Consider the following 20,668-nt stretch of genomic DNA (forward strand, 5'->3'; position numbering starts at 1 on the left):
GTCGCCGAGGTCGGCGCCGAGGCGGTGCTGGTCCATGATGCGCACAACCCGGACCCGGCGTACGCGTTCGCGTTGTCCCGGCTGACCGATGCCGGGGTCCTGCGCCGGGCCCCGATCGGGATCTTCCGGGACGTGGACCGGCCCGCCTACGACGACCTCGCTCGCGCGCAGGTCCGTGCCGCCCAGGGCGAGACCCCCGTCACCGATGCCGACCTCCAGGCCCTGATCAACGGCAACGACACCTGGACCCTGGCATGACCGGGCTGCTCGAGGGCCGCGTCGCCGTCGTCACCGGAGGTGCCAGCGGCATGGGCCGGGCCACCGTCGAGCTGTTCGCGCAGGAGGGGGCGGCAGTGGCCGTACTTGATGTGGCCGACGAGCTGGGGCAGGAGACGGTGGGCGCGGTCACCGCAGCGGGCGGACGCGCGATCTACGTGCCCACCGATGTCACCGGCAGCGCCTCGGTGGCCAGGGCGGTCGCCGACGTACTGGACGCGTTCGGGAGTCTGGATATCGCGGTGAACAACGCTGCCGTCATGCCGGACGATCTGCCCGTGCACGACATGGACGAGGAAGTGTTCCGCCGGATCGTGTCGGTCGACCTGGTCGGGGTTGCGGTCTGCCTGAAGCACGAGGTCAGGCAGCTGCTGGCCCAGGGGACCGGGGGCGCGATCGTCAATATCGGGTCCACCCGGTCGCGCAGGGCTTCCGGCCTGGCCCCGGCGTACAGTGCGGCCAAGTACGGGGTGATCGGCCTCACCGAATCGGCGGCCCAGCAGTACGGATCGGCCGGCCTGCGCATCAACGCGGTCCTGCCCGGGGTGGTCAATACTCCCATGGTGGCCGCTCGACGCGCTGTGTCCGGCGACTCCGACGCGCAGTACCTCGCCCGGGTCGGCGGCGTCATGCCACGCATCGGTGACCCCATCGAGGTAGCCCGCGCCACCCTCTGGCTCTGCTCCGATCAGGCCTCGTACGTCACCGGTCACTCCCTCGTGGCAGATGGCGGCTACCTCGTCAAATGAAATGGCGCCGGCGCCTGTTGCGCGGGGCCACTGACGCACCACAACACCGAACCGGGAGCTCGCCATGGGGCGATTGCAGGACAAAGTATCGATTCTCACCGGCGCCGGATCAGGCTTGGGCCGGGCCGGCGCGGAGATCTTCGCCCGGGAGGGTGCCCTGGTCGGCTGCGTGGATCTCGACGGTGCGGCGGCCGAACAGACTGCGGCAACGATCGTGGCCGGCGGGGGAAGGGCGATCGGCCTCCGGGCCGATGTCACCGACTCGGGCGCAGTCGCTCGTGCGTTCGATCGTGTCCGCAGCGCCTTCGGCCCCATCGAGGTGCTGTTCTGCAACGCCGGGATCGCGGGTGCGGGCTCGGCGACGGAGATCACGGAAGAGTTGTGGGACCGGGTCATCGCCGTGGACCTGAAGAGTGTCTGGTTGTGCGCCCGCCAGGCGATGCCGGACATGCTGGAGCGGGGCGCCGGAAGCATCATCAACACCGCCAGCGTGGGCGGCCTGGTGGGCGTCGGACGCATCCTCCCGTACGCGGCCGCGAAGGGTGGCGTGATCGCCATGACCAGACAAATGGCCGTCGACTTCGGCCACCTGGCCCTGTTTCTGGCCAGCGATGAAGCCAGTTGGATCACCGGAGTCGCCATCCCGGTCGACGGCGGCTACACCGCAGCCTGATCGGCCGGAGAGACCGATCGGGCCCTGTCACCGTGCGGTGACAGGGCCCGACCCAGCGGTGCGATCGGCCGACCGCGGGCGGTCAGGCGGTCTGCTTCGCGGTGGCCTTCTTCACCGCAGCGACAAACAGGTCCATCCCGGTGGCCGCGCCCGGCAGCACGTTCGGGAAGGTGAAGAAGCCGTGCATCTGCCCCTCGACCAGGTGTTCCTCGGTGAGTACGCCGCTGTCGCGCAGCTTGGCGGCGTACGCCTGCCCCTCGTCGCGCAGCACATCGTGCTCGGCGATCAGGACCAGGGCCGGCGCCGTACCGGTGGGATCACCCTGCAGCGGGGAGGCGTCGGGGTTGGCCCGCTCCATCTCGTCGGGGGCGTACAGGTCCCAGAACAGCACCATCGATTCCTTGTTGAGCATCAGCGCATTGGCCGGGTCGTTGTAGGTGGCGGTGGCGAAGTCGGCATCGGTGACCGGGTAGATCAGACCCTGCAGCGCGAGCTGCGGGCCACCCTCCTTGACTGCGCGCTGGGCCACGATCGCCGACAGGTTGCCGCCGGCGGAGTCGCCGGCCACGATCAGCTTCGCGTTCTCCCCCGCCAGGTCGGCCTGGTTCGCCACGACCCACTGCAGGGCGGTCCACGCGTCCTCGGCGGCGGTGGGGTAGCGGTACTCCGGTGCCTTGCGGTACTCGACCAGCACCGTGGTCGCGCCGGTCCGGTCGGTGATCTGGCGGCACAGGGTGTCGAACCCGTCGAGGTCCCCGATCACCCAACCACCACCGTGGTAGTAGACGATGATCGTGTCGGTCTCGCCCTTGGGCTTGAAGACCCGGACGGGGAAGGACTCGTGGTCGGCGGTCGGGATGCTGATGGTGTCGACCGAGCCGACCTCGGGGCCCGCTCCGAACAGCGGGGTCAGGCCTCCGTTCATCTCACGCATCTGCTCGGGGGTCATCTCGTGGAGTGCGGGCCCACCCTGCTCGGCGGCAGCGGCGAGGAATCCAGCGGTTGCTTCGTCAAGAGCCATGTCAAACCTCATTGTTCAGGCGCCGTCACCGGCGCTGGCCTATTAAGAACAATCATAGGCATCAATCGGATGATCTGCCAGAGGTTGCTGACATTCGATGGTAACTATGCCTATGATTACTAGAGAGACCTCGTCGAAGCGGTCGCCCCCGACCGTCGAGGTCCGACAACACTCAATGAGGAGCGTTCTATGTCGAAGGAAAACTCGAACTCCGCCGAGCTGGATGTACTGATCGTCGGCGCCGGATTCTCCGGTCTGTACCTACTGCACAAACTTCGCGGCGACGGCTACAACGTGCGTGCCGTCGAGGCCGGACCCGAGGTGGGCGGGACCTGGTTCTGGAACCGCTATCCCGGCGCGCGATGTGATGTGGAGAGCGTGGACTACTCGTACTCCTGGGATCCGGAAATGGATCAAACCTATGAATGGACCGAGAAGTATCCCGCTCAGGCCGACATCCTGAAGTACTTGAAGGCGGTCGCGGACAAGAACGACCTGCGCAAGGACATCGACTTCAACACCCGCGTCACCCAGATGACCTGGGACGAGCAGACCAAGCGGTGGACCTCGACCACCGACACCGGCCGGAGCATCACCTCCCAGTACGTGATGATGGCGGTCGGCTGCCTCAGCGTCCCGAAGGAGCCCAGCGATCTGCCGAACTTCGACCGATTCACCGGCGAGGTCCTGCGTACCTGGAACTGGCCCGAGGACGCCGACCTCACCGGCAAGAAGGTCGCGGTGATCGGCACCGGGTCCACCGGTGCCCAGGTGATCCCCGCCCTGGCCGAGATCGTGGACAGCCTGCTGGTCATCCAGCGCACCCCGAACTTCGTCATCCCGACCCGGAACCGGCCGCTGAACGACGGCGAGCTCGACGAGATCCGCGCCGACTACCCCGATCGCCGGCGCCGCAACCGCGCCCACCCCGCGGGCGTGTTCCGGTCGGACAACCCGAAGAACGCGATGGAGGTGGACGCCCAGGAGCGCCACGACACCTTCCAGGAGCGCTGGGAGGGCGGTGGCATCAACTTCCTCGGTGCCTTCGCCGACCTGATGTTCAACAAGGAGGCCAACGACGCAGTCTGCGAATTCGTCCACGAGAAGATCGACGAGACCGTCACCGACCCGGCCGTGGCCGACCTGCTGAAGCCGCGCTCGTACCCGATGGGGGCCAAGCGTCCGGTGATCGCGACCGATTACTACGAGACCTTCAACAAGCCGAACGTCACCCTGGCTGACGTGCGGACGAATGCGCTGGCGACCTTCACCGAGACCGGCGTCGAGTTCGTCGACGGCAGCACCTACGACTTCGACGTGCTCGTGCTGGCGACCGGCTTCGACTCCTTCACCGGGGCGTTCACCCAGATCGACATCACCGGCCGGGACGGGCGCAAGCTCGCCGAGGAATGGACGCACCAGGGTCCGGCCACCTACCTGGGGCTGTCGACCGCCGGATTCCCGAACATGGTGCTGGTCGCCAATGTCGGCAGCCCGTCGGTGCTGGCGAACATGATCACCGCGATCGAGCAGCACGTCGAGTGGGTGTCGCACATGCTCGCCGACCAGAAGGCGAACGGGCGTACCACCATCGAGGCGGAGCCGATCGCGCAGAAGCAGTGGGTCGAGACCGTCGAGGCCATCGCCAACATGACCCTGTGGCCCCAGGGCGATTCCGGCTCCTGGTACCGCGGAGCCAATATCCCCGGCAAGCCGCAGCTGTTCATGCCGTACGCCGGCGGCGTCGTCGAGTACGAGAAGGCCATCGACGCCACCCGGGAGAACAACTACTCCGGCTTCGTCACCGCCTGAAACCCGTCACCTCACCACTTCCACATCACGGCCCGCACCCGAAAGGACCGCCCATGTTCCGCATTGTCGTCACCTACAACCACCCCGAGAACACCGATGCCTTCCTCGAGCACTACCGCACCTCGCATGCGGTGAAGGCCGGGAAGATGCCCAACCTGGCCGGCTACACCTGGGGCCAGTGCGAGAGCCTGGATGGCTCCCGGCCCGAGCACTTCCTGGTCGCGGTCATGGACTACGAGTCCAAGGAGGCCGCCGGCGCCTCACTCGGCTCGCCCGAGGGGCAGGCTGCTACCGCCGACATGGCGGACCTGCCGCATGCCGGTTTCACCATGAACTCCTACGCCTACTGAACCAGCCCGCGCAGCAGAGAGAACAGAGCAATGACTGACGTAGAACAGATCCGCAGCTTCGACAAGCTGTTCATCGGTGGCGAGTGGGTCGAACCCGCCACGGACAAGAAGATCGAGGTCGTCTCTCCGATCAACGGCAAGGTGATCGCCACCGTGCCCGATGCCCAGCCCGAGGACATGGATCGGGCGGTCGCCGCGGCCCGCAAGGCTTTCGACGAGGGCCCCTGGCCCCACCTGAGCCCGGAAGAGCGCGCCGGATACCTGCGCCGGATCGGCGATGAGGTGAAGAAGCGGATGCCCGACATGGCAGCCGCCTTCACCGTGGAGATCGGCGCCCCGCAGATGATTGCCGACGCCTTCCACGACAACGCCCGCAAGATGTGGGAGGACTCCTCCACTCTGTACCAGCGGTTCACCTTCGAGGAGGAGCGCTCCTGGGAGGGCGGCAAGGGCAAGCTGGTCCGGGAGCCCGTCGGCGTCTGCGCGATTATCATCCCGTGGAACGGTCCGGTCGCGACCGGATCGCTGAAGATCGGGCCGGCCCTGGCCGCCGGCTGCACCGTGGTCTTCAAGCCGGCCCCCGAGGGTCCGGTCAGCGTGATGATGCTGGCCGAGGCGTTCGACGCGGCCGGCCTGCCCCCGGGCGTGATCAATGTCCTGCCGGGCGGACGCGAAGCGGGTCAGCATCTGATCTCCAACCCCGACGTGGACAAGGTCTCGTTCACCGGTTCCACCGCGGCCGGCCGCAAGATCATGGAATCGGTCGCTGGTCGGATCGGCCGGGTCAGCCTGGAACTGGGCGGCAAGTCGGCCGCGATCGTGACCGAGGACGCCGACCTGGAGAAGACGCTCGGCTCGGTGGTGTTCGCCGGGTTGGGCAACTCCGGCCAGGTCTGTGCCGCGCTGACTCGCGTCCTGGTGCCGCGCAGCCGGCAGGAGGAGTTCGTCACCGCGATGAAGGCCGCCTACGAGGGGATCAAGGTCGGGGACCCGCGCGAAGAGGGTGTCCTGCTCGGACCCCTGGCCGCCAAGCGGCAGCAGGATCGCGTGCTGGACTACATCGAGGTCGGCAAGAGCGAGGGTGCTCGCCTGGTCACCGGCGGCGGTGTGCCGAAGGGGTTCGAGGAGGGCGCCTTCGTCGAGCCGACGCTGTTCGCCGATGTGACCCGGGACATGCGGATCGCCAAGGAGGAGATCTTCGGCCCGGTGATCGTGGTCATGCCCTACGACACCATCGAGGAGGCCATCGACATCGCCAATGCCACCGAGTACGGCCTCTCGGGGGCCGTGTTCGCCGGCAGTGATGAAGAGGCCGAGAAGATCGCTCGGAAGATCCGGACCGGCCAGATCGGCATCAACAACTGGCAGATGGTGGTCACCGAACCCTTCGGCGGCTACAAGCAGTCCGGCCTGGGCCGCGAGGGCAATGTCGAGGGTCTGAGCGCCTTCGTCGAGAACAAGCTGATCATGACTCCCTGAGAGCGGGACAGAGCCGGGGCCGGTCACCGTTGCGGTGGCCGGCCCCGGTCCTTGGCGAGGTGCGGCCGGAAAGGTGGTCGGATCCTGCCGCCAGTGGGTCCCACAGAGCCGGATGGGACCCGTTTCGGGCTTCTGGTGGCAGGATCGGACCACATCCCGTCAGTGTCCGGTCCGGGCCAACTTCCCACCCGGCCCGGTGTTCTTCGCCGGGATCTCCCCCCCGCTCGGCGCAGGGGCCGGCGGGTCGGCCGGCAGATCGCCCTTGGCATCCGAGCCGTCGACGCCGCGGTCCCTGGGCTCCGGATCCGCCGGCGCGGACTGACTCGACGGCGACCGGGACGGGTCGGGCACCGCGGTCCCGGGTCCGGGCTGGTTCGAGACCGGGCTGCTCGGAGCCGGGGTCCAGGGATTCGAGACGGGCGACTCGGCCGCAAGCGTGGGCCGCTCACCCGTCCGGTGCGCGGTTGCCGTCGGCGCCGTCGAGGGCTCGGCGGGCCCGGTGGGGCCGGCGCTGGTACTCGGCTTCGCGGTTGCGGTGGGCTTGATCGTCACCGTCGGTCGGGTGCTCGGCCTTGCGGTGCTGGTCGACTTGGCGGTGGTGCTGGGCTTGGCGGTGATCGGGGTTTTCGCCGTGCTGCTGGGCTTCCCGGTGCTGCTGGGCTCTGCGGTGATCGAGGGTTTCGCCGTGCTGCTGGGTTTCGCGGTCGTGCTGGGCTTCGCGGTGCTGCTGGGCTTCGCGGGGGTCGGGCTCGGTTGCCGGGGGCTCACGCTGCGCGTGGGTGTCGATTTGTCCGAACTGTTCAGCGTGGCCAGGTTCTGCGCGACGGAGTCCACCGAGCCGATGTACTCGAAGTGCATCGCATCGGGTCGGCTGGAGTACCGACCACCCCAGTAGAAGCCGTGCGTCTCCCACATCGCCACCACGGTGGGCGGGATGTCGGAGACGAACGTGCTGCCCATCGGGTTGCGATTCCAGTTCAGGTCGACAGCCAGCCCGCGGGAATGGTTCGACGGCTTGTCCGAGCCGCGAATCGGACGACAGTCGAAGCCGCCGGTCTGGGCCGGGTCCAGGGCGTACCCCATCGCCTCGGTGCGGATCAGCAACGCGCTGACCAGGGGCGCGAGCGCCTTGCGTACGCCGGCCCGGTCGCCGGTGTTCGACGTTGCCATCACGATGTCGGTGGGGCAATTCGGCCAGGCCTTGTTACCCCAGCTGGCGTGCTCGGCATTGGAGGAGTGCGGGTTCTTGCCGTAGTCGCTGAGCCGGTAGTTCTTCGCGGCCGCGGTGTCGATCAGCCCGGGAGCGGCGACGACGCCGAGGGTCAGCGCCGCAGCGGCAACGCCGCCGATCGCCAGGGTGCGCAGCTTCTTCACGGGGACTCCGTAGGTTCGGGGTGGGGGTGCGCACTGAACGTAACGGCGTCACCGGGGCGACCGCCTCTCCCGGCGGCGGGAAGCTTCCGCCGGAAGTATCCCCCGGGAACGCGACTGCGCCCCCGGCCGGAGCCGGGGGCGCGGATCGCTGGGGGGGGGGGAGCTCAGAACTCGGTGATGACGCCGCGGATGTTCAGTCCGTCGCGCATGTCCTGCACCGCTTGATTCAGGTCGGTCAGCTTGTAGGTCTGGGTGATCAGCTCGTCGAGCTTCATCTCCCCGCGCTGGTAGAGGCCGAGGATCAGCGGCATGTCGAACGGCGCGTTGGTCGAGCCGTACAGGGTGCCCTGCAGCCGCTTGCCCGACATGGCGAAGGTGAACAGGTCGAAGTCGAGGTTCTGCAGGCCCACCTTGGCCGCGGAGGTGAGCACCAGGGTGCCGCCGCGTACGGTCATGTCACCGGCGGGCTGGAGCAGCTTCGGATCGGCCACACCCATGGTGATGATGACCACATCGGCGCCCTGGCCGTTGGTGAGCTCGTCGACGATCTTTCGCGCCTCGTCCTCGTTGCTCGCGGTGTGGGTGGCGCCGAAGTCTTTGGCCCAGTCACGCTTGCGCTGGACGGGGTCGACCGCGACGATCGCCCGAGCGTGCCGCTGCCGGGCGCCCTGGACCGCGTTCATACCGACGCCGCCGACGCCGAAGACCACCACGACCTGGCCCATCTGGACGTTGCCGGCGTAGATCGCCGAGCCCCAGCCGGTGGGAACACCGCAGCCGATCAGGGCGGCCTTGTCCAGCGGGATCTCCTTGGGGATCTTGACCGCGGCCTCGACCGGTACGGTCACGTAGGGGGCGAAGGTGCCCAGGTAGGAGAACTGGCCGACACCCATGCCCCGGGCGTGTACGCGGTGGGTGCCGTCGGGCTGGACACCGCCGAGCGTACCGGCGCCCAGCACACACATGTTGGCCTTGCCCTGGATGCACATGTAGCACTTGCCGCACGAGGGCAGGAAGGAGAGGGCGACGTGGTCGCCGACCTGGACGGTGGTGACCGAATCGTCGACCTTGGTCACCACGCCGGCGCCCTCGTGACCCCCGATGATCGGGGCCCAGTTCAGCGGGATGTCACCGGTGTCGACGTGGTCGTCGGAGTGGCACAGGCCCGACGCGGCGATCTCGACCTGGATCTCACCGCGTTTCGGGTCGTCCAGCTCGACTTCCTCGATGGTCCATCCGGAGTTGGTTCCGGGCTCAAAAATCAGGGCACCTGGGATCTTCATTGATTCCTCCTTGGGTGGATGCAGACAACGCCGTCTACGTTCGAATCATAATCATAGTAACCCTGGATTAGTCCACCCCTCGAAGCAAGGTCGCGGATTCTGTCGCCGGCATTGCTCTTCGGGTCGCAATCTAGTATAACGATTACTATCTACTTCAACGTTGAAGGTACCGAGGGGACAACCTGATGACTGAAACCAGGACCAAGAGCACCTACTTCGACGGCCAGTGGCATGAGGGCCAGGGGGCCCCCTACGAGTCGAAGAGTCCGTCGCGCGTGGAAACGATCGGCACCACCATTACCAGCAGCATCGAGCAGGTCGATGAGGCGGTCGCGTCGGCCAAGCAGGCCTTCCGCTCGAAGGAATGGCGCGCCTGGACGCCGCAGATGCGCTCGGACGTGCTGATCCGCCTCGCTGAGCGGCTCGAGGAGGAACTCGAACCGTTGGCCCGGACCATGGCCGACGAGGTCGGTACGCCGATCGGCGCCTGCCGCGGGATGCAGGTCGGCGGCCCGATCGAGGTGTTTCGCTGGTACGCCGAGATGGCCCTCAAGGGTCCGCGCGGCGGCTACGAACAGGCGCTGCCGCTGTACTACAAGCCGGTCGCCTCGGCGTCGATCCTGCGCTACGAGCCGGTCGGCGTGGTGGCCTGCCTCCCGGCGTACAACTATCCGCTGAACCTGCTCGCGTGGAAGCTCGGCGGCGCTATCGCCTCCGGCTGCACCGTGGTGGCGCTGCCCTCCCCGCAGGGCCTGTGGACCACCCTGAAGGTGTTCGACATCCTGGACGAGCTCGGACTGCCCGACGGTGTGGTCAACCTGGTCACCGGCGGCCCCGAGATCGGCATCCACCTGACCTCGCACCAGGACATCGACATGGCCTCCTTCACCGGCTCCGACGGCGTCGGCGCGCTGGTGATGGCCCAGGCCGCGACCGGATCGCTGTCGAAGTCGGTCCTGGAGCTCGGCGGCAAGAGCCCGAACATCATCCTCCCCGACGCCGACCTGAAGGCCGTCGTGGGCGCCTCCATCCTGCGCTTCGCCCGCAACGCCGGCCAGGGCTGCGCCGCCTGGAGCCGGGTGCTGGTCCCGGCGGACAAGAAGGACGAGTTCCTCCAGCTCGCCGACGAGTTCATCGACACCGTCAAGGTCGGCGATCCGCAGCAGGAGGACACCATCGTCGGCCCGGTCATCTCCGAGACTCACCGCGCCAAGGTCGAGGGCCTGGTCCAGGCCTCCCTGGACAAGGGGGCGCGCTGGGGCGCCGGTGGCGGCCGGGTGGACGGCCTGGACACCGGCTGGTACCTGAAGCCGGGCATCCTGGCAGACGTCGCCGAGGACGACCCGATCAGCGACACCGAGCTGTTCGCCCCGATCGGCATCCTGCAGACCTACGAAACCGTCGACGAGGCGATCGAGATCGCCAACGACACCGTCTACGGCCTGGCGGCGAATGTGTTCGGGCCGCTGGACCAGGCGATGGAGGTCGCCAAGGAGATCCGCTCGGGCACCGTCACCATCAACGGCGGCGCCGGGATGCGCCCGGACGCTCCCTGGGGCGGCCCCGGCCGCAGTGGCGTGGGCCGCGAACTGGGCGAGGACGGCTTCGCCGAGTTCTTCGAGGTCAAGCACATCCAGTACCCGCTGGCCGGCATCACCCGCCCGCCGGGCACCTGATCCCGCCCCCGGCCGCGGCGCCGGGACCTCTCGGCGCCGCGATCGGCCGTACGCCAGCCACTCACATCACAGATCGGAAACCACCATGTTGCTCGAGAACAGGATCGCCCTGATCACCGCCGCCGGCTCGGGGATGGGCCAGGCCGCGGCCAAACTCTTCGCCAAGGAGGGCGCCCACGTCATCGTCGTGGACGTGAACGAGGACGCGACCAACCAGACCGTCGCCGATATCAAGGCCGCCGGCGGCTCCGCCCAGGGTGAGGTCGTCGACGTCCGCGACCTCGACGCCCTGAAGGCGCTGGCCGACAAGGTCGCCGCCGAGCACGGCAAACTCGACGTGCTCTACAACAACGTCGGAATCCCCGGCGCCGCCGGGATGGACCTCACCCTGGAGGAATGGAACCTCGCCACCGAGATCAACATCCGCGGCTCGTTCTTCCTCTCGGGGTACCTGACCGACCTGCTGAAGAAGTCCGGCAACGCGTCGGTGATCTGGGCCAGCTCCACCTCCGGTCTGGTCGGCTCCCCGTTCAGTCCGATGTACTCCTTCCACAAGGGCGGCGTGATCGCCCTGGTCCGCTCGATGGCGCTGGCGCTGGCCGCCGACGGCGTACGCGTCAACGGCATCGCCCCCGGCACCACCGAGACCCCGGGCCTGCCCGCCTTCTTCCGGGCCAGCGAGGAGGAGACCAAGAAGCGGATGGAGGCCTTCGTGGCGACGATCCCGATGGGACGGGCCGCGCAGCCGTCGGAAATGGCGTCGGTGGCGCTGTTCCTCGCCTCGGACATGGCAAGCTTCGTCACCGGCGTGACGATCCCGGTCGATGGCGGGATGACCGCCAAGTAGGTGCCGGGCGGCGTACGTTCAAAGGAGAACAGATGGATTTCGGCATCCTGATGGGCGACCAGCCCGTCAACGTTTCGGCCACCGAGCACCTCGACCTGATGCTGCGCAAGGTGGAGGCCGCCCAGGCCGCCGGCTTCAAGTACCTCACGATCGGGCAGCACTTCGTCTATGACGGGTTCCGCTGGTTCCAGCCGATCCCGCTGCTGGCCCGGCTGGCTGCCGAACTCGACGATGACGTGAAACTGGGCACCACGGTCCTGATCGGTCCGCTGCACAACCCGGTGATCCTGGCCGAGGAACTGGCCACGCTCGATGTGATCACCCGCGGGCGGCTGGTGATCGGGATCGGCACCGGCTACATGACCAACGAGTACGAGACACTCGGTGCCGACTTCAGCAAGCGCTACGACATGCTCGAGGAGCAGATCGCGCTGATGACCCAGTTGTGGACCCAGGACCGGGTGACCTTCGAGGGGCAGTTCTGGACGGTCCGGGATCAGGCCACCCACCTTCGCCCGGTGCAGCAGCCGCGGCCGCCGATCTGGCTGGGCGCGATGAAGAAGCTCGGGGTCAAGCGCGCGGCCCGGCACGGCGACGTGTGGACCATCACCCCGCAGCAGACGCTGGATCAGGTCGAGGATCTGATCGGGATCTACGTCACCGAGCGGCAGAAGCGCGGGCTGCCGCTGAACAAGCTACCGCTGCGCCGGGAACTGCACCTGGGCACCGACGCCGACGACGCCCTCCAGAAGTTCGCCGCGGTGGCCAGGGTCAAGTACGTCTCCTACGCCGACAAGGGCATGCAGCTGCTGGACAAGGAGCGCGTCGACGCGGAGTTCCTGGAGAACGTCAAGGATCACGTGCTGCTCGGCAACCCCGATCAGGTGCGCCAGGAGATCAGCGACATCGCCGCGCGGCTGCCGATCGGGCCCCTGCTGGTGCGTCCGCACTGGCCGGGGATGGATGCCGAGCAGACCGCGGCGTACCTGAGCGAGGTGGGACGCGAGATCGTCCGGCCGCTGCAGGACCTGGAATCGGTGGCGATGGAGCAGTTCATCGCGAGTTGATTCCGGAACCGGGGTGGGCGCACCGGCCTTCCGCGTTTGCCCCGAAACTGAACCGGCCCCCGGCTTGCTGCCGGGGGCCGTTTCGGTGGATCGCGTCGTGCGGCGTCGCTCAGGCGTGCGCGGCGAGGCCGGCGGCATGCCAGCCCCCGTCGACCTGGATGACCACCCCGGAGACGAAGCTGGCGTCCGGGCCGGCCAGGAAGCTGACCACCGAGGCCATCTCGGACGGTTCGGCGAGTCGACCCAACGGGGAATGCGAGGTGTAGGTGTCCTCGGTCGCCCGGCCGGCGTCGATCATCGACTGCATCATCTCGGTCCGGGTGGAGCCCGGCGCGATCGCGTTCACCCGAATCCCGGCCGGACCCCATTCGGTCGCCAGGGACCGGACCAGCCCGTTCACCCCCGACTTCGTGGCACAGTACGCCGCGCGCTCGGCAAAGCCGCGAACCGCCGAGATCGACGACAGCAGCACCACTGAGGACCCGGCCGCCATGTGCCCCCGGGCCGTCCGGGTTCCGGTGAAGACGCCGGTGAGATTGACCGACACGGTGAGTTCCCACTCGGCCAGGTCCTGTTCGGTGGAGGCGGCCGGCCGGATCACCCCGGCATTGGCGACGAAGGTGGTCAGCGGATCGGTGCCGCGGACCTGGGTACAGGCGCGGTCGATCAGCGCATCGTCGCGGACATCGCCGGGAAACACCTCGATCCCGGGTCCGGCCAGGGCGGCGAGCGCCTCGGCATTCTGATCGACCACGCCGACCCGGTACCCGTCGGCGACGAACCGCTCGACGATGGCCCGGCCGATGCCCTGGGCGCCTCCGGTGATGACTGCAGATGGCGACATTGCTTTCTCCATTCGTGAGGATCCCGTCCGGGACCGGTCGTTGCTGGGTGGTCAACCGACGACGCGGCGCCGGGGATTCAGAAAGGGCACCAGGAGCCCGAAGAGTACGGCGGCGCCGAGCAGGATGGCGTACCCGGGGACGAACGAGCCGGTCAGGTCGCGGGTGAGTCCGATCAGGAAGGGGCCACCGGCGCCCAGCAGGTACGACACCAGCAGCGACATCGCATTGAGCCGGCCGGCCTCGTGCTGGCTGCCGGTGGTGTCGGTGACCACGATCAGCACCAGCGTGGACGCGCCGCCGATGCCGAAGCCCATCAGCAGCATCGCCGGGAGGGCCAGCTCGTGCATGTTGATCAGCAGCAGGATGAACCCGATGGTCGGGGTCAGCGCACACAGCCCCAACAGGGGCCGCCGGTCGGTGGTGAAGTCGGCGATGATCGGCAGCCCGATCATCGAGGTCACCTGGACGAACTGAAAAGCCAGGAAGAGCCCGGCGGCCTCGGTCGCGGAGTACCCGACCGACAGCATGCTCGGCGCGATCCACGCCACACAGCTGAAGCCCAGCAGATACACCAGCATGGCGATCAGCGTGACCAGTTGGGCGGTGCGGTCGGTCCAGGGCAGGCCGCCCTTCTTCAGGCCCTCCTCGAGGGTGGGCAGCGCGTCCGGCTCACCCGCCGGAGGGGTTGTCGCGGACTCGGGGAGTGCCTGGAGCGGCCGGATGAGCAGTAGCCAGCCGGCTGCCACCACAAGCGCGAAGAAGCCCCACACCGCCAGGGCAAAGCGCCACCCGGCGGCATCGGCGAGCGGGGCGGTGATCGCGGCCGCGATCGCGACGCTCATCGCCATGGACAGGCTGAAGATGCCGGTCGCGGTCCCGCGGATCCGCCGCAGGCCGTGCGCGATGAACCCGGGCATAAGCGCCGTGGCAGCCCCCATCCCGGCTCCGGTGAGAGCGGCGGTCACGTACAACACCCACGCACCGTCGGTCCACAGCCGCAGGATGCTGCCGACCGCGAGGAACATCAGCGCGGCGAAGATCGCCCATTCGGGCGTGAACCTCGTGGCGAGTTGATGGCCCAGCGGGGCACAGACCCCCATCACGATCAGGCTGATCGACGAGAGGAGACTCATCCCGGTCGCGGTCAGTCCCAGATCGGCGACCAGGTGGTCGAACAGGACCGGGGCCGCGCCGAGGACCGAGCGCAGATTGAGCCCGATCCCGACCACGATCACCAGCAGGATCCAGTACGGGATCCGCCGCGTGCTCGTGGTGGCCGGCGAGGTCATGCGACCGGCTGTTGCAGGGGCCCGCCGACCGCCTTGCGGTGCTTCACCAGGTCCTTCGGCAGATCGACGCCGAGCCAGGCGGTGAGGTTGTCCTCGGCATTGAACCAGCGCACCGCGCTCAGCTCGCCGTCGACCTCGTCGATCTCGATCCGATCAGCCGGGCCGCGATGGCCGACGTACTGCAGCTTGTGTCCGAACTGGTCGGACCAGAAGTACGGCACCGGGTCGTACACGGCGGCGTTCTCCGGATCGAGCAGGGCCTCGGCCATCAGCATCCCGGCCGTGCTCGCCTCGTCCCAGTGCTCCAGCGACAGCCGGCCGCCGGCCCGCGCGGAATCCCGGGAGGCGATGTCGCCGAGGGCGACAATCCCGGGCGCGGCGATCAGCCGGTCATCGACCACCACCCCGCGCTGCAGGGTGAGGCCCGAACCCTCGAGCCAGCCGGTGTCCGGGCGTACGCCGACCCCGGTGACGACCACATCGGCCGCGAGCACCGTGCCGTCGGCGAGCAGCACCTGCGCGCCCCGGTCGGAGTCGCTGGGGTCGATCCGGGAGACCGCGGTGTCGACCCGCAGGTCGATACCGTCCCACCAGCCGCGGAGCCGGTCGGCGATCTCGCTGCCGAGGGCCTGGGCGAGCGGAGCCGGACCGGCCTCGAGGCAGGTGACCCGGCAGCCGTGTTCCCGGGCGACGGTGGCCACCTCGGCCCCGATCCAGGAACCCCCGATGATCACCACGCGGGCGCCGTCGACCAGCCGGTCGCGCAGCACGAGGGCGTCCTCGATGGTCCGCAGCACGAGCTGCTCCCCGTCCCCGGGCAGCCGGATCGGTGTCGCGCCGGTGGCGATCACCAGTGCGTCGAAGGACTCGGTGCTCTCCCCGTCCGGGCCCCGAGTGGTCAGCTGCCGGGCGGCCGCGTCCAGTCCGGTGGCCCGAGTGTTCAGGCGTACCTCCAGATCGAGTTTGGCCGGGTCGAACGGCAGCGCGGTGGAGTCCTTCTTGCCGCGGAGCACGTCCTTGGACAGTGGGGGTCGGTCGTACGGCAGGTGCGGCTCCCCACCGATCAGTACCAGCCGGCCGGTGAAGCCCTTGCGGCGCAGGGTGGTGCAGGCCCGCATCCCGGCCAGGCCGGCCCCGACGACGATGAACGTACGCCGGTCCGGTGCATCCTGGTCGCTCACGATGCCTCCTTCACTCAGCGTCGGCGAACAGCGGCGTGTCATTGAGCCGCGTGCCCGGGGTGAAGGTTACCGGGATCGAATGGTAGCCGGCATTGGTGCCCTGGTCGGGGTAGGTCACGACCTTGTCCAGGTCCACGACGTAGTCGCCCATCCGGCCGAGCACCTGGCGCAGCATCTCGCGGGCCATCGCCTTGCCGAGGTGGGAGCCGGCGCACCGATGGATCCCCAGGCCGAAGGACACGTGGCGGTTCGGCCAGCGGGTGATGTCGACGGTGTCGGGGTTCTCGAACTGCTCCGGGTCCCGGTTGGCCGAGGCCCAGGCCAGCAGGGCGCGGTCGCCCTTGCGGACCGGGCAGCCCTGGAAGTCGGCGTCCTGCATGATCGTGCGGGCCAGCGCCTGGGTGGGGGAGAAGACCCGCAGGAACTCCTCGGTGGCGACGTCGACCAGCTCCGGGTTGTCGATGAGCCGCTGTCGATCCTCCGGGTTCTGGTAGAGCCAGACCAGAGCCTGGGTGACCAGCGAGGCCGTGGTGCCGACGCCGCCGGAGATCACCAGCTCCAGGATCGAGTAGACCTCGTCGTCGGTCATGTCGCGGCCGTCGACCGGGGTCTTGATGAAGTGCGAGGTGGCATCGTCGGTCGGGTCGGCCCGCCGCTTGGCGATGTGCTCGCGGACGGTGTTCGAGACCCACGGCACGGCCACCTCGGCGGCGTGCCGGTACTCCGCCGAGCCGGGCGCGGCCGAGACGAGCGTGTGCATCGCGTTGACGTAGTTCTGATACTTCGCGGCATCCAGCCCGAGCCAGTGCACGGTCACCGCGGCGGGCACCCCGGCGACGAAGGCCAGGTCGGCCTCGCCGGACTCGATGATCTCGTCGATGAAGCCGGTGACGTAGTGCTTGATCACGCTGTCGAGCTTCTTCACCGCCGCGGGCGCGGTGACCTGGTTGACGGCCTTGCGGAACGGGCGGAAGTCCGGCGGATCCAGCTCGATCGGGATGTGGAAGGCGGTCGGTGCCTTCGGGATGGTGACCGAGAGGCCCTCGCCGCCGTACTCGTCGTGGCGGGCGGAGGAGAACAGGTCGTCATTGCGAGATGCCTCGAAGACGGACTTGTAGTTGGACAGGACCCAGTAGCCGCCGTAGGACTCGGTCCATGCGACCGGGGATTCCGACCGAAGCTTGCTGTAGGCACCCACCGTGTCGGCGGCGTGCTCGGGCGAATGATGATCGAAGTGGATCACGGGGCAACGGGACTGCTGCTCAGACATCATTGTCTCCTTCCCTGGACGCTTTCTATGATAATAGTTATATCATCTGGGTGGTCAAGAGGTGTACGCCTTTCGACGATCCGGATCCCGGTGATCCGGGGCCGTGCCCCACGATGGGGCACGACCGATACGCGTGAGACGACACGGAGCAAAGGAGCCCCCATGAAAGTCATCGCCGATCTCGACAAGTGCCAGGGCCATGGCGTCTGCAACATGTCCTGCCCCGAGGTGTTCGACCTCGCCGAGGAGGACGGTCACGTGATGGTCAAGTACGACGTGATTCCCGTCGAACTCGAGGAGGGCGCGCGCCTGGGCGTGGATTCCTGCCCCGAACTGGCGCTGTCGATCGAGGAGTGATCCGCCCGGTCGTAGGCGGAAATGAACGAACCGGGTCACCTGCCCCGGATGATCGTGGTCTGATCATCCCGGTGCTGGTGGCCCGGCGGGCGGCGTACCAACGGTGACGTGCCCGGGCTCGCGCGTCGTTTTCGATGTAGCAGAACGCGTTGCGGGCCGCTGAAGTGTGCGCTGACTGAGCCGCGCCGAGATTTGCTGCATCGAAAACGACGGTCTGGCCTCGATACCTCGCGCGTGACCCGTGTTGCCACGGAAGTCACGCGCAAGGTTCGCAGCGCCGGGACAGATTGCGCTGCGTCGGCACACCCGCGGGACTCAGGCCGGCGCGGCCCGGGCTGGTCAGCCGGCCGTGGCGGCCGCGGCGTCCTCGGTGGGCCGCTTCAGCATCAGCCCGGCCCGATGGGCGATGTGCACGACCTCGCCCCGTTGATTGATGCCCAGGTGCTCGAAGAAGACAATGCCCGCGTTCGGCCACTTCTTGGATTCCCGCTTGTCCTGGATGGTGGTCTCCGCGCGCAGGGTGTCCCCGTGGAAGACCGGCTTGGGGAAGTCGAACTTGGTGTACCCGAGGTTCCCGATGGTGGTGCCCAGGGTGAGGTCGTTGACGATCATGCCGCCGATCAGGCCGGCGGTGTACAACGAGGGCACGATGCGCTGCTTGAACGGGCTGTTCGCCTTCATGTACTCCTCATCCAGGTGCAGCGCGGCCGGATTCATCGTCAGTGAGGTGTACAAGATGTTGTCGGTCTCGGTGACGGTCCGGCTCCAGGCGTGCTTGAAATGCTGCCCGGGCTCGAACTCCTCGTACCACATACCGGCCATGGTGTCTCCTAGGGAATCGTGCGGAACTCAGATGCCGCCGTTGAGAGCGGCGAGGCGGTCGACGGCGGCCAGCCAGTCGGTCGCCTTGTCGGCGTGGGCCTTGTCGACGTGGATGTCGCCGTACATGACTGCACCGTCACCGCGGGCCTCGGCCTCCTGGTAGGTCGACAGCAGGCCCCGGTAGAAGTCGATCTGCGCGGCATCGGGGGTGTACGCCGCATTCACCACCGACACGTGCGTGGGATGCAGCACGACCTGGCCCCGGAAGCCCATCTTCCGGTTGTTCTCGGTGAACGTACGCAACCCATCCAGGTCGCGGATCCGCTCCCACAGCGCGGTGAGCGGGTGCTTGCCGGCGGCCTTGGTGGCGAGCATGATCTTGGTCCGGTGGAACAGCGACTCGGTGCCCTCGGGGGACCATTCGAAGCCCACCGCCTTGGCGATGTCGGCGTGTTCGGCGGTGGGGCCGATCATCGCGCCGACCCGGTCGGAGGCCGCCGCGATCTCCTCACAGTTCTGGATGCCGTGGATGGTCTCGATCGGGACGATGTACTCCAGCCCGGAGACCCCTGCCTGGGCCTCGAAATGATCGAGCAGGTCGTCGTAGCGGTAGACGTCGCGGGCGGAGTCGATTTTCGGGACGAACAGGCCGGTCAGGCCGGGAACGACCGCCTTCTCGAGGTCGACCCCGGTGAGCCGGGTGGCCCACGAGTTGGTCCGCACGAACAGGCCCAGCCTGGGATACTTCTGCGCCATCTCGGTGATCGCCGCTGCCAGACCCTCGCGGGCCGCGGTCTTAAGCTGCGGCGGCACGGAATCCTCCAGGTCCAGGCACACGGCGTCGGCGCCGGCCTCGGCGGCCGTGGCGATCCAGCCGGTCTTGTGGGCGGGGACGAACAGGATGGTGCGATAGGGCAACATGCGGGCTCCTGCGGAGAGGTGGGAGAGGGGTCAGTGGCTGCGGGGCAGCCCGAGGGAGAGATCACCGACGCAGCTGTGGGACGGCATTGTCACAGTTCGGGCTCCATCATCTCCGGGACGGCTCCGCCGCACGTCTCGTGCCGGTCCGCCTTGGCGGGGTCGTACCTGCTCGCGCTTTGCTCGCACCGCCAAGCTAAATGATGATTATCATTAGAGTCAATAGCCAGGGCGGTCGGTGAACCGGGCACCTGATGAGGCCAGCGGTGCCGAGTCGCGCTCGATGCAGACCGCGAGACCCCGCCCGGGGGGGCATCGGCCGGCCGGGCAGAAGGTGGTGGACCGATGATGCTCGACAGCCATATCCATCTGTGGGACCTGACCCGGCGACCGATCCCGTGGCTCGATCCGGTCAGGCAGGCAGCGATCGATCGGTCGTTCCTGCCGGAGCACTACGTAGCCGAAGCGGACCGGGCGGGGGTCGGGGCGGCGTTCGTGGTCCAGGCGCTCAACGTAGCCGAGGAGACCGAGGACTGCCTGGCCCACGCCGCGGCCCAGCCCCGGTTGCGCGGGGTGGTCGGGTGGGTGGACCTGCGCGCCCCCGGCTGGCGCGACGATCTTGCTCGCCTGCGGGAGGGGCCGGGCGGGACGAAGCTGGTGGGGATCCGGCACCAGGCGCAGGAGGAGGTCGATCCGGCGGCCTGGTTCGCGCATCCGCTGGTCACCGCCGGCGTGCGCGGGTTGGGCGAACTGGGGCTGCCGTTCGACGTGATGGCCCGCGTGGGCCAACTGGCCGTGGTTGAGCGCTTGATCGCCGCGGCCGAGACGACGGTCTGCGTGCTCAACCATGCGGGCAAGCCACCCATCAGCGACGGCTGGGGCAGTCGGCCGATGCAGGCCTGGCGGGACGCGCTGACCTGAATCGCCCGGCTGCCGAACGCCCGGATCAAGCTGTCCGGGTTGACCACGTTGGCCGGGCCCACCTGGCGGCCGGGGGACCTGACTCCGGTGGTCGAGGTCCTGCTCGAGCAGTTCGGCGTGGGTCGGGTCATCTGGGGCACCGACTGGCCGGTCTCGGCCACCGCCGGCGACTACCCCAGCACGGTCGCGGCGTTGCGGGACGTGACGGCCGGCCTCAGCCCGACCGAGTTCGAGGCTGTCTTCGCCGGGAACGCGCAGCAGACCTACGCGTCGCAACCTCGAACGGGGTGGGCGTCCCGATCCTGACTCCAGTCGCCCCTGAAGGGGCGGATTCGATCGATTTCGAGCGTCTGGAGTCAAGATCGGGACAACTCGGGCGGTGCCCGGTTCGGGCGACCCCGACCACGAGCAAATTAGTACGAATCATAGGAATCCTTGCCATGGTCTGGCCCCGTGGT

18 protein-coding genes and 2 pseudogenes are annotated in these 20,668 nt (G+C 68.2%); 11 read left to right on the forward strand and 9 right to left on the reverse strand.

What is annotated here, in order from left to right; all coding sequences use genetic code 11:
• The 3 genes and pseudogenes from G531_RS26230 to G531_RS0118310 all read left to right on the forward strand — a co-directional run.
• Positions 1–258 (forward strand): annotated as a pseudogene (locus G531_RS26230) (2-oxoacid:ferredoxin oxidoreductase subunit beta); the annotation flags it as partial.
• Positions 255–1,025 carry an SDR family NAD(P)-dependent oxidoreductase gene (locus G531_RS0118305; RefSeq protein ID WP_026928334.1) on the forward strand — a complete coding sequence of 257 codons (771 nt, stop codon included), beginning with the start codon at positions 255–257 and terminating at the stop codon, positions 1,023–1,025. The pseudogene G531_RS26230 and the gene G531_RS0118305, both read left to right, overlap by 4 nt.
• 64 nt (positions 1,026–1,089) lie before the next feature.
• Positions 1,090–1,698, forward strand: a complete 609-nt coding sequence (locus tag G531_RS0118310; RefSeq protein ID WP_026928335.1) for an SDR family NAD(P)-dependent oxidoreductase — start codon at positions 1,090–1,092, stop codon at positions 1,696–1,698.
• A gap of 82 nt (positions 1,699–1,780) precedes the next feature.
• Here the strand turns inward: G531_RS0118310 and G531_RS0118315 are convergent, their stop codons facing one another.
• Positions 1,781–2,719 carry an alpha/beta hydrolase gene (locus G531_RS0118315; RefSeq protein WP_026928336.1) on the reverse strand — a complete coding sequence of 313 codons (939 nt, stop codon included), beginning with the start codon at positions 2,717–2,719 and terminating at the stop codon, positions 1,781–1,783.
• Between the two features lie 189 nt (positions 2,720–2,908).
• Between G531_RS0118315 and G531_RS0118320 the strand changes: the two genes are divergently transcribed.
• Genes G531_RS0118320 through G531_RS0118330 form a run of 3 tightly spaced genes read left to right on the forward strand, consistent with a single transcriptional unit; the run spans position 2,909 to position 6,360 of the window.
• Positions 2,909–4,531 carry a flavin-containing monooxygenase gene (locus G531_RS0118320; protein ID WP_026928337.1) on the forward strand — a complete coding sequence of 541 codons (1,623 nt, stop codon included), beginning with the start codon at positions 2,909–2,911 and terminating at the stop codon, positions 4,529–4,531.
• A gap of 53 nt (positions 4,532–4,584) precedes the next feature.
• The gene (locus G531_RS0118325) at positions 4,585–4,881 is read left to right on the forward strand and encodes an EthD family reductase (protein WP_026928338.1); all 297 of its coding nucleotides are present in this window, start codon (positions 4,585–4,587) and stop codon (positions 4,879–4,881) included.
• Positions 4,882–4,911: 30 nt separating this feature from the next.
• Positions 4,912–6,360, forward strand: a complete 1,449-nt coding sequence (locus G531_RS0118330) for an aldehyde dehydrogenase (RefSeq protein WP_026928339.1) — start codon at positions 4,912–4,914, stop codon at positions 6,358–6,360.
• Between the two features lie 159 nt (positions 6,361–6,519).
• Here G531_RS0118330 and G531_RS0118335 read toward each other — a convergent pair whose 3' ends face one another.
• On the reverse strand, positions 6,520–7,734 hold the full coding sequence (locus tag G531_RS0118335; protein ID WP_026928340.1) for a M15 family metallopeptidase: 1,215 nt from the start codon (positions 7,732–7,734) through the stop codon (positions 6,520–6,522).
• 164 nt (positions 7,735–7,898) lie between these two features.
• Positions 7,899–9,017 carry an NDMA-dependent alcohol dehydrogenase gene (locus G531_RS0118340; RefSeq protein WP_026928341.1) on the reverse strand — a complete coding sequence of 373 codons (1,119 nt, stop codon included), beginning with the start codon at positions 9,015–9,017 and terminating at the stop codon, positions 7,899–7,901.
• A 185-nt stretch (positions 9,018–9,202) separates the two neighbouring features.
• Between G531_RS0118340 and G531_RS0118345 the strand changes: the two genes are divergently transcribed.
• The 3 genes from G531_RS0118345 to G531_RS0118355 all read left to right on the forward strand — a co-directional run bounded on the left by G531_RS0118345 (position 9,203) and on the right by G531_RS0118355 (position 12,607).
• Positions 9,203–10,693 carry an aldehyde dehydrogenase family protein gene (locus G531_RS0118345; protein ID WP_026928342.1) on the forward strand — a complete coding sequence of 497 codons (1,491 nt, stop codon included), beginning with the start codon at positions 9,203–9,205 and terminating at the stop codon, positions 10,691–10,693.
• An 85-nt stretch (positions 10,694–10,778) separates the two neighbouring features.
• Positions 10,779–11,540, forward strand: coding sequence for an SDR family NAD(P)-dependent oxidoreductase (locus tag G531_RS0118350; RefSeq protein WP_026928343.1), 762 nt, complete (start codon positions 10,779–10,781; stop codon positions 11,538–11,540).
• 32 nt (positions 11,541–11,572) lie between these two features.
• Entirely contained in the window at positions 11,573–12,607 is a 1,035-nt protein-coding gene (locus tag G531_RS0118355; RefSeq protein WP_026928344.1) for an LLM class flavin-dependent oxidoreductase, read from the forward strand.
• A 109-nt stretch (positions 12,608–12,716) separates the two neighbouring features.
• On the opposite strand, the gene G531_RS0118360 is transcribed toward G531_RS0118355, so the two are convergent.
• The 4 genes from G531_RS0118360 to G531_RS0118375 are packed head-to-tail and all read right to left on the reverse strand — an operon-like array spanning position 12,717 to position 17,192.
• Positions 12,717–13,451 (reverse strand): SDR family NAD(P)-dependent oxidoreductase, encoded by a 735-nt coding sequence (locus tag G531_RS0118360; protein ID WP_026928345.1) that lies wholly within the window; start codon positions 13,449–13,451, stop codon positions 12,717–12,719.
• A 51-nt stretch (positions 13,452–13,502) separates the two neighbouring features.
• On the reverse strand, positions 13,503–14,741 hold the full coding sequence (locus tag G531_RS0118365) for an MFS transporter (RefSeq protein ID WP_026928346.1): 1,239 nt from the start codon (positions 14,739–14,741) through the stop codon (positions 13,503–13,505).
• Positions 14,738–15,922 (reverse strand): NAD(P)/FAD-dependent oxidoreductase, encoded by a 1,185-nt coding sequence (locus tag G531_RS23905; protein WP_211221907.1) that lies wholly within the window; start codon positions 15,920–15,922, stop codon positions 14,738–14,740. Before G531_RS23905 ends, G531_RS0118365 begins: the two co-directional genes overlap by 4 nt.
• A gap of 10 nt (positions 15,923–15,932) precedes the next feature.
• Positions 15,933–17,192, reverse strand: coding sequence for a cytochrome P450 (locus tag G531_RS0118375; protein WP_035759769.1), 1,260 nt, complete (start codon positions 17,190–17,192; stop codon positions 15,933–15,935).
• A 162-nt stretch (positions 17,193–17,354) separates the two neighbouring features.
• On the opposite strand from G531_RS0118375, the gene G531_RS0118380 reads away from it, so the two are divergent.
• A complete protein-coding gene (locus G531_RS0118380; protein WP_026928348.1) occupies positions 17,355–17,549 on the forward strand; it encodes a ferredoxin in 195 nt (64 codons plus the stop codon).
• 339 nt (positions 17,550–17,888) lie between these two features.
• Here the strand turns inward: G531_RS0118380 and G531_RS0118385 are convergent, their stop codons facing one another.
• Both G531_RS0118385 and G531_RS0118390 read right to left on the reverse strand, forming a co-directional pair.
• A complete protein-coding gene (locus tag G531_RS0118385) occupies positions 17,889–18,371 on the reverse strand; it encodes a MaoC family dehydratase (RefSeq protein WP_026928349.1) in 483 nt (160 codons plus the stop codon).
• A gap of 27 nt (positions 18,372–18,398) precedes the next feature.
• Positions 18,399–19,292 carry an HpcH/HpaI aldolase/citrate lyase family protein gene (locus G531_RS0118390; RefSeq protein ID WP_026928350.1) on the reverse strand — a complete coding sequence of 298 codons (894 nt, stop codon included), beginning with the start codon at positions 19,290–19,292 and terminating at the stop codon, positions 18,399–18,401.
• A gap of 345 nt (positions 19,293–19,637) precedes the next feature.
• Here G531_RS0118390 and G531_RS23910 point away from each other — a divergent pair.
• Positions 19,638–20,516: pseudogene (locus G531_RS23910) on the forward strand (amidohydrolase family protein).
• Positions 20,517–20,668 lie beyond the last annotated feature (152 nt).

This window comes from Granulicoccus phenolivorans DSM 17626 = NBRC 107789 = JCM 15570, assembly GCF_000423085.1.
Classification (GTDB): Bacteria; Actinomycetota; Actinomycetes; order Propionibacteriales; family Propionibacteriaceae; genus Granulicoccus; species Granulicoccus phenolivorans.

Bases quoted from the DNA above. Each gene is read 5' to 3' on its own strand.
- G531_RS0118305 (WP_026928334.1), top strand. From the start codon at position 255: ATGACCGGGCTGCTCGAGGGCCGCGTCGCCGTCGTCACCGGAGGTGCC.
- G531_RS0118310 (WP_026928335.1), top strand. From the start codon at position 1,090: ATGGGGCGATTGCAGGACAAAGTATCGATTCTCACCGGCGCCGGATCA.
- G531_RS0118315 (WP_026928336.1), bottom strand. From the start codon at position 2,719: ATGGCTCTTGACGAAGCAACCGCTGGATTCCTCGCCGCTGCCGCCGAG.
- G531_RS0118320 (WP_026928337.1), top strand. From the start codon at position 2,909: ATGTCGAAGGAAAACTCGAACTCCGCCGAGCTGGATGTACTGATCGTC.
- G531_RS0118325 (WP_026928338.1), top strand. From the start codon at position 4,585: ATGTTCCGCATTGTCGTCACCTACAACCACCCCGAGAACACCGATGCC.
- G531_RS0118330 (WP_026928339.1), top strand. From the start codon at position 4,912: ATGACTGACGTAGAACAGATCCGCAGCTTCGACAAGCTGTTCATCGGT.
- G531_RS0118340 (WP_026928341.1), bottom strand. From the start codon at position 9,017: ATGAAGATCCCAGGTGCCCTGATTTTTGAGCCCGGAACCAACTCCGGA.
- G531_RS0118345 (WP_026928342.1), top strand. From the start codon at position 9,203: ATGACTGAAACCAGGACCAAGAGCACCTACTTCGACGGCCAGTGGCAT.
- G531_RS0118350 (WP_026928343.1), top strand. From the start codon at position 10,779: ATGTTGCTCGAGAACAGGATCGCCCTGATCACCGCCGCCGGCTCGGGG.
- G531_RS0118355 (WP_026928344.1), top strand. From the start codon at position 11,573: ATGGATTTCGGCATCCTGATGGGCGACCAGCCCGTCAACGTTTCGGCC.
- G531_RS0118360 (WP_026928345.1), bottom strand. From the start codon at position 13,451: ATGTCGCCATCTGCAGTCATCACCGGAGGCGCCCAGGGCATCGGCCGG.
- G531_RS0118365 (WP_026928346.1), bottom strand. From the start codon at position 14,741: ATGACCTCGCCGGCCACCACGAGCACGCGGCGGATCCCGTACTGGATC.
- G531_RS0118375 (WP_035759769.1), bottom strand. From the start codon at position 17,192: ATGTCTGAGCAGCAGTCCCGTTGCCCCGTGATCCACTTCGATCATCAT.
- G531_RS0118380 (WP_026928348.1), top strand. From the start codon at position 17,355: ATGAAAGTCATCGCCGATCTCGACAAGTGCCAGGGCCATGGCGTCTGC.
- G531_RS0118385 (WP_026928349.1), bottom strand. From the start codon at position 18,371: ATGGCCGGTATGTGGTACGAGGAGTTCGAGCCCGGGCAGCATTTCAAG.
- G531_RS0118390 (WP_026928350.1), bottom strand. From the start codon at position 19,292: ATGTTGCCCTATCGCACCATCCTGTTCGTCCCCGCCCACAAGACCGGC.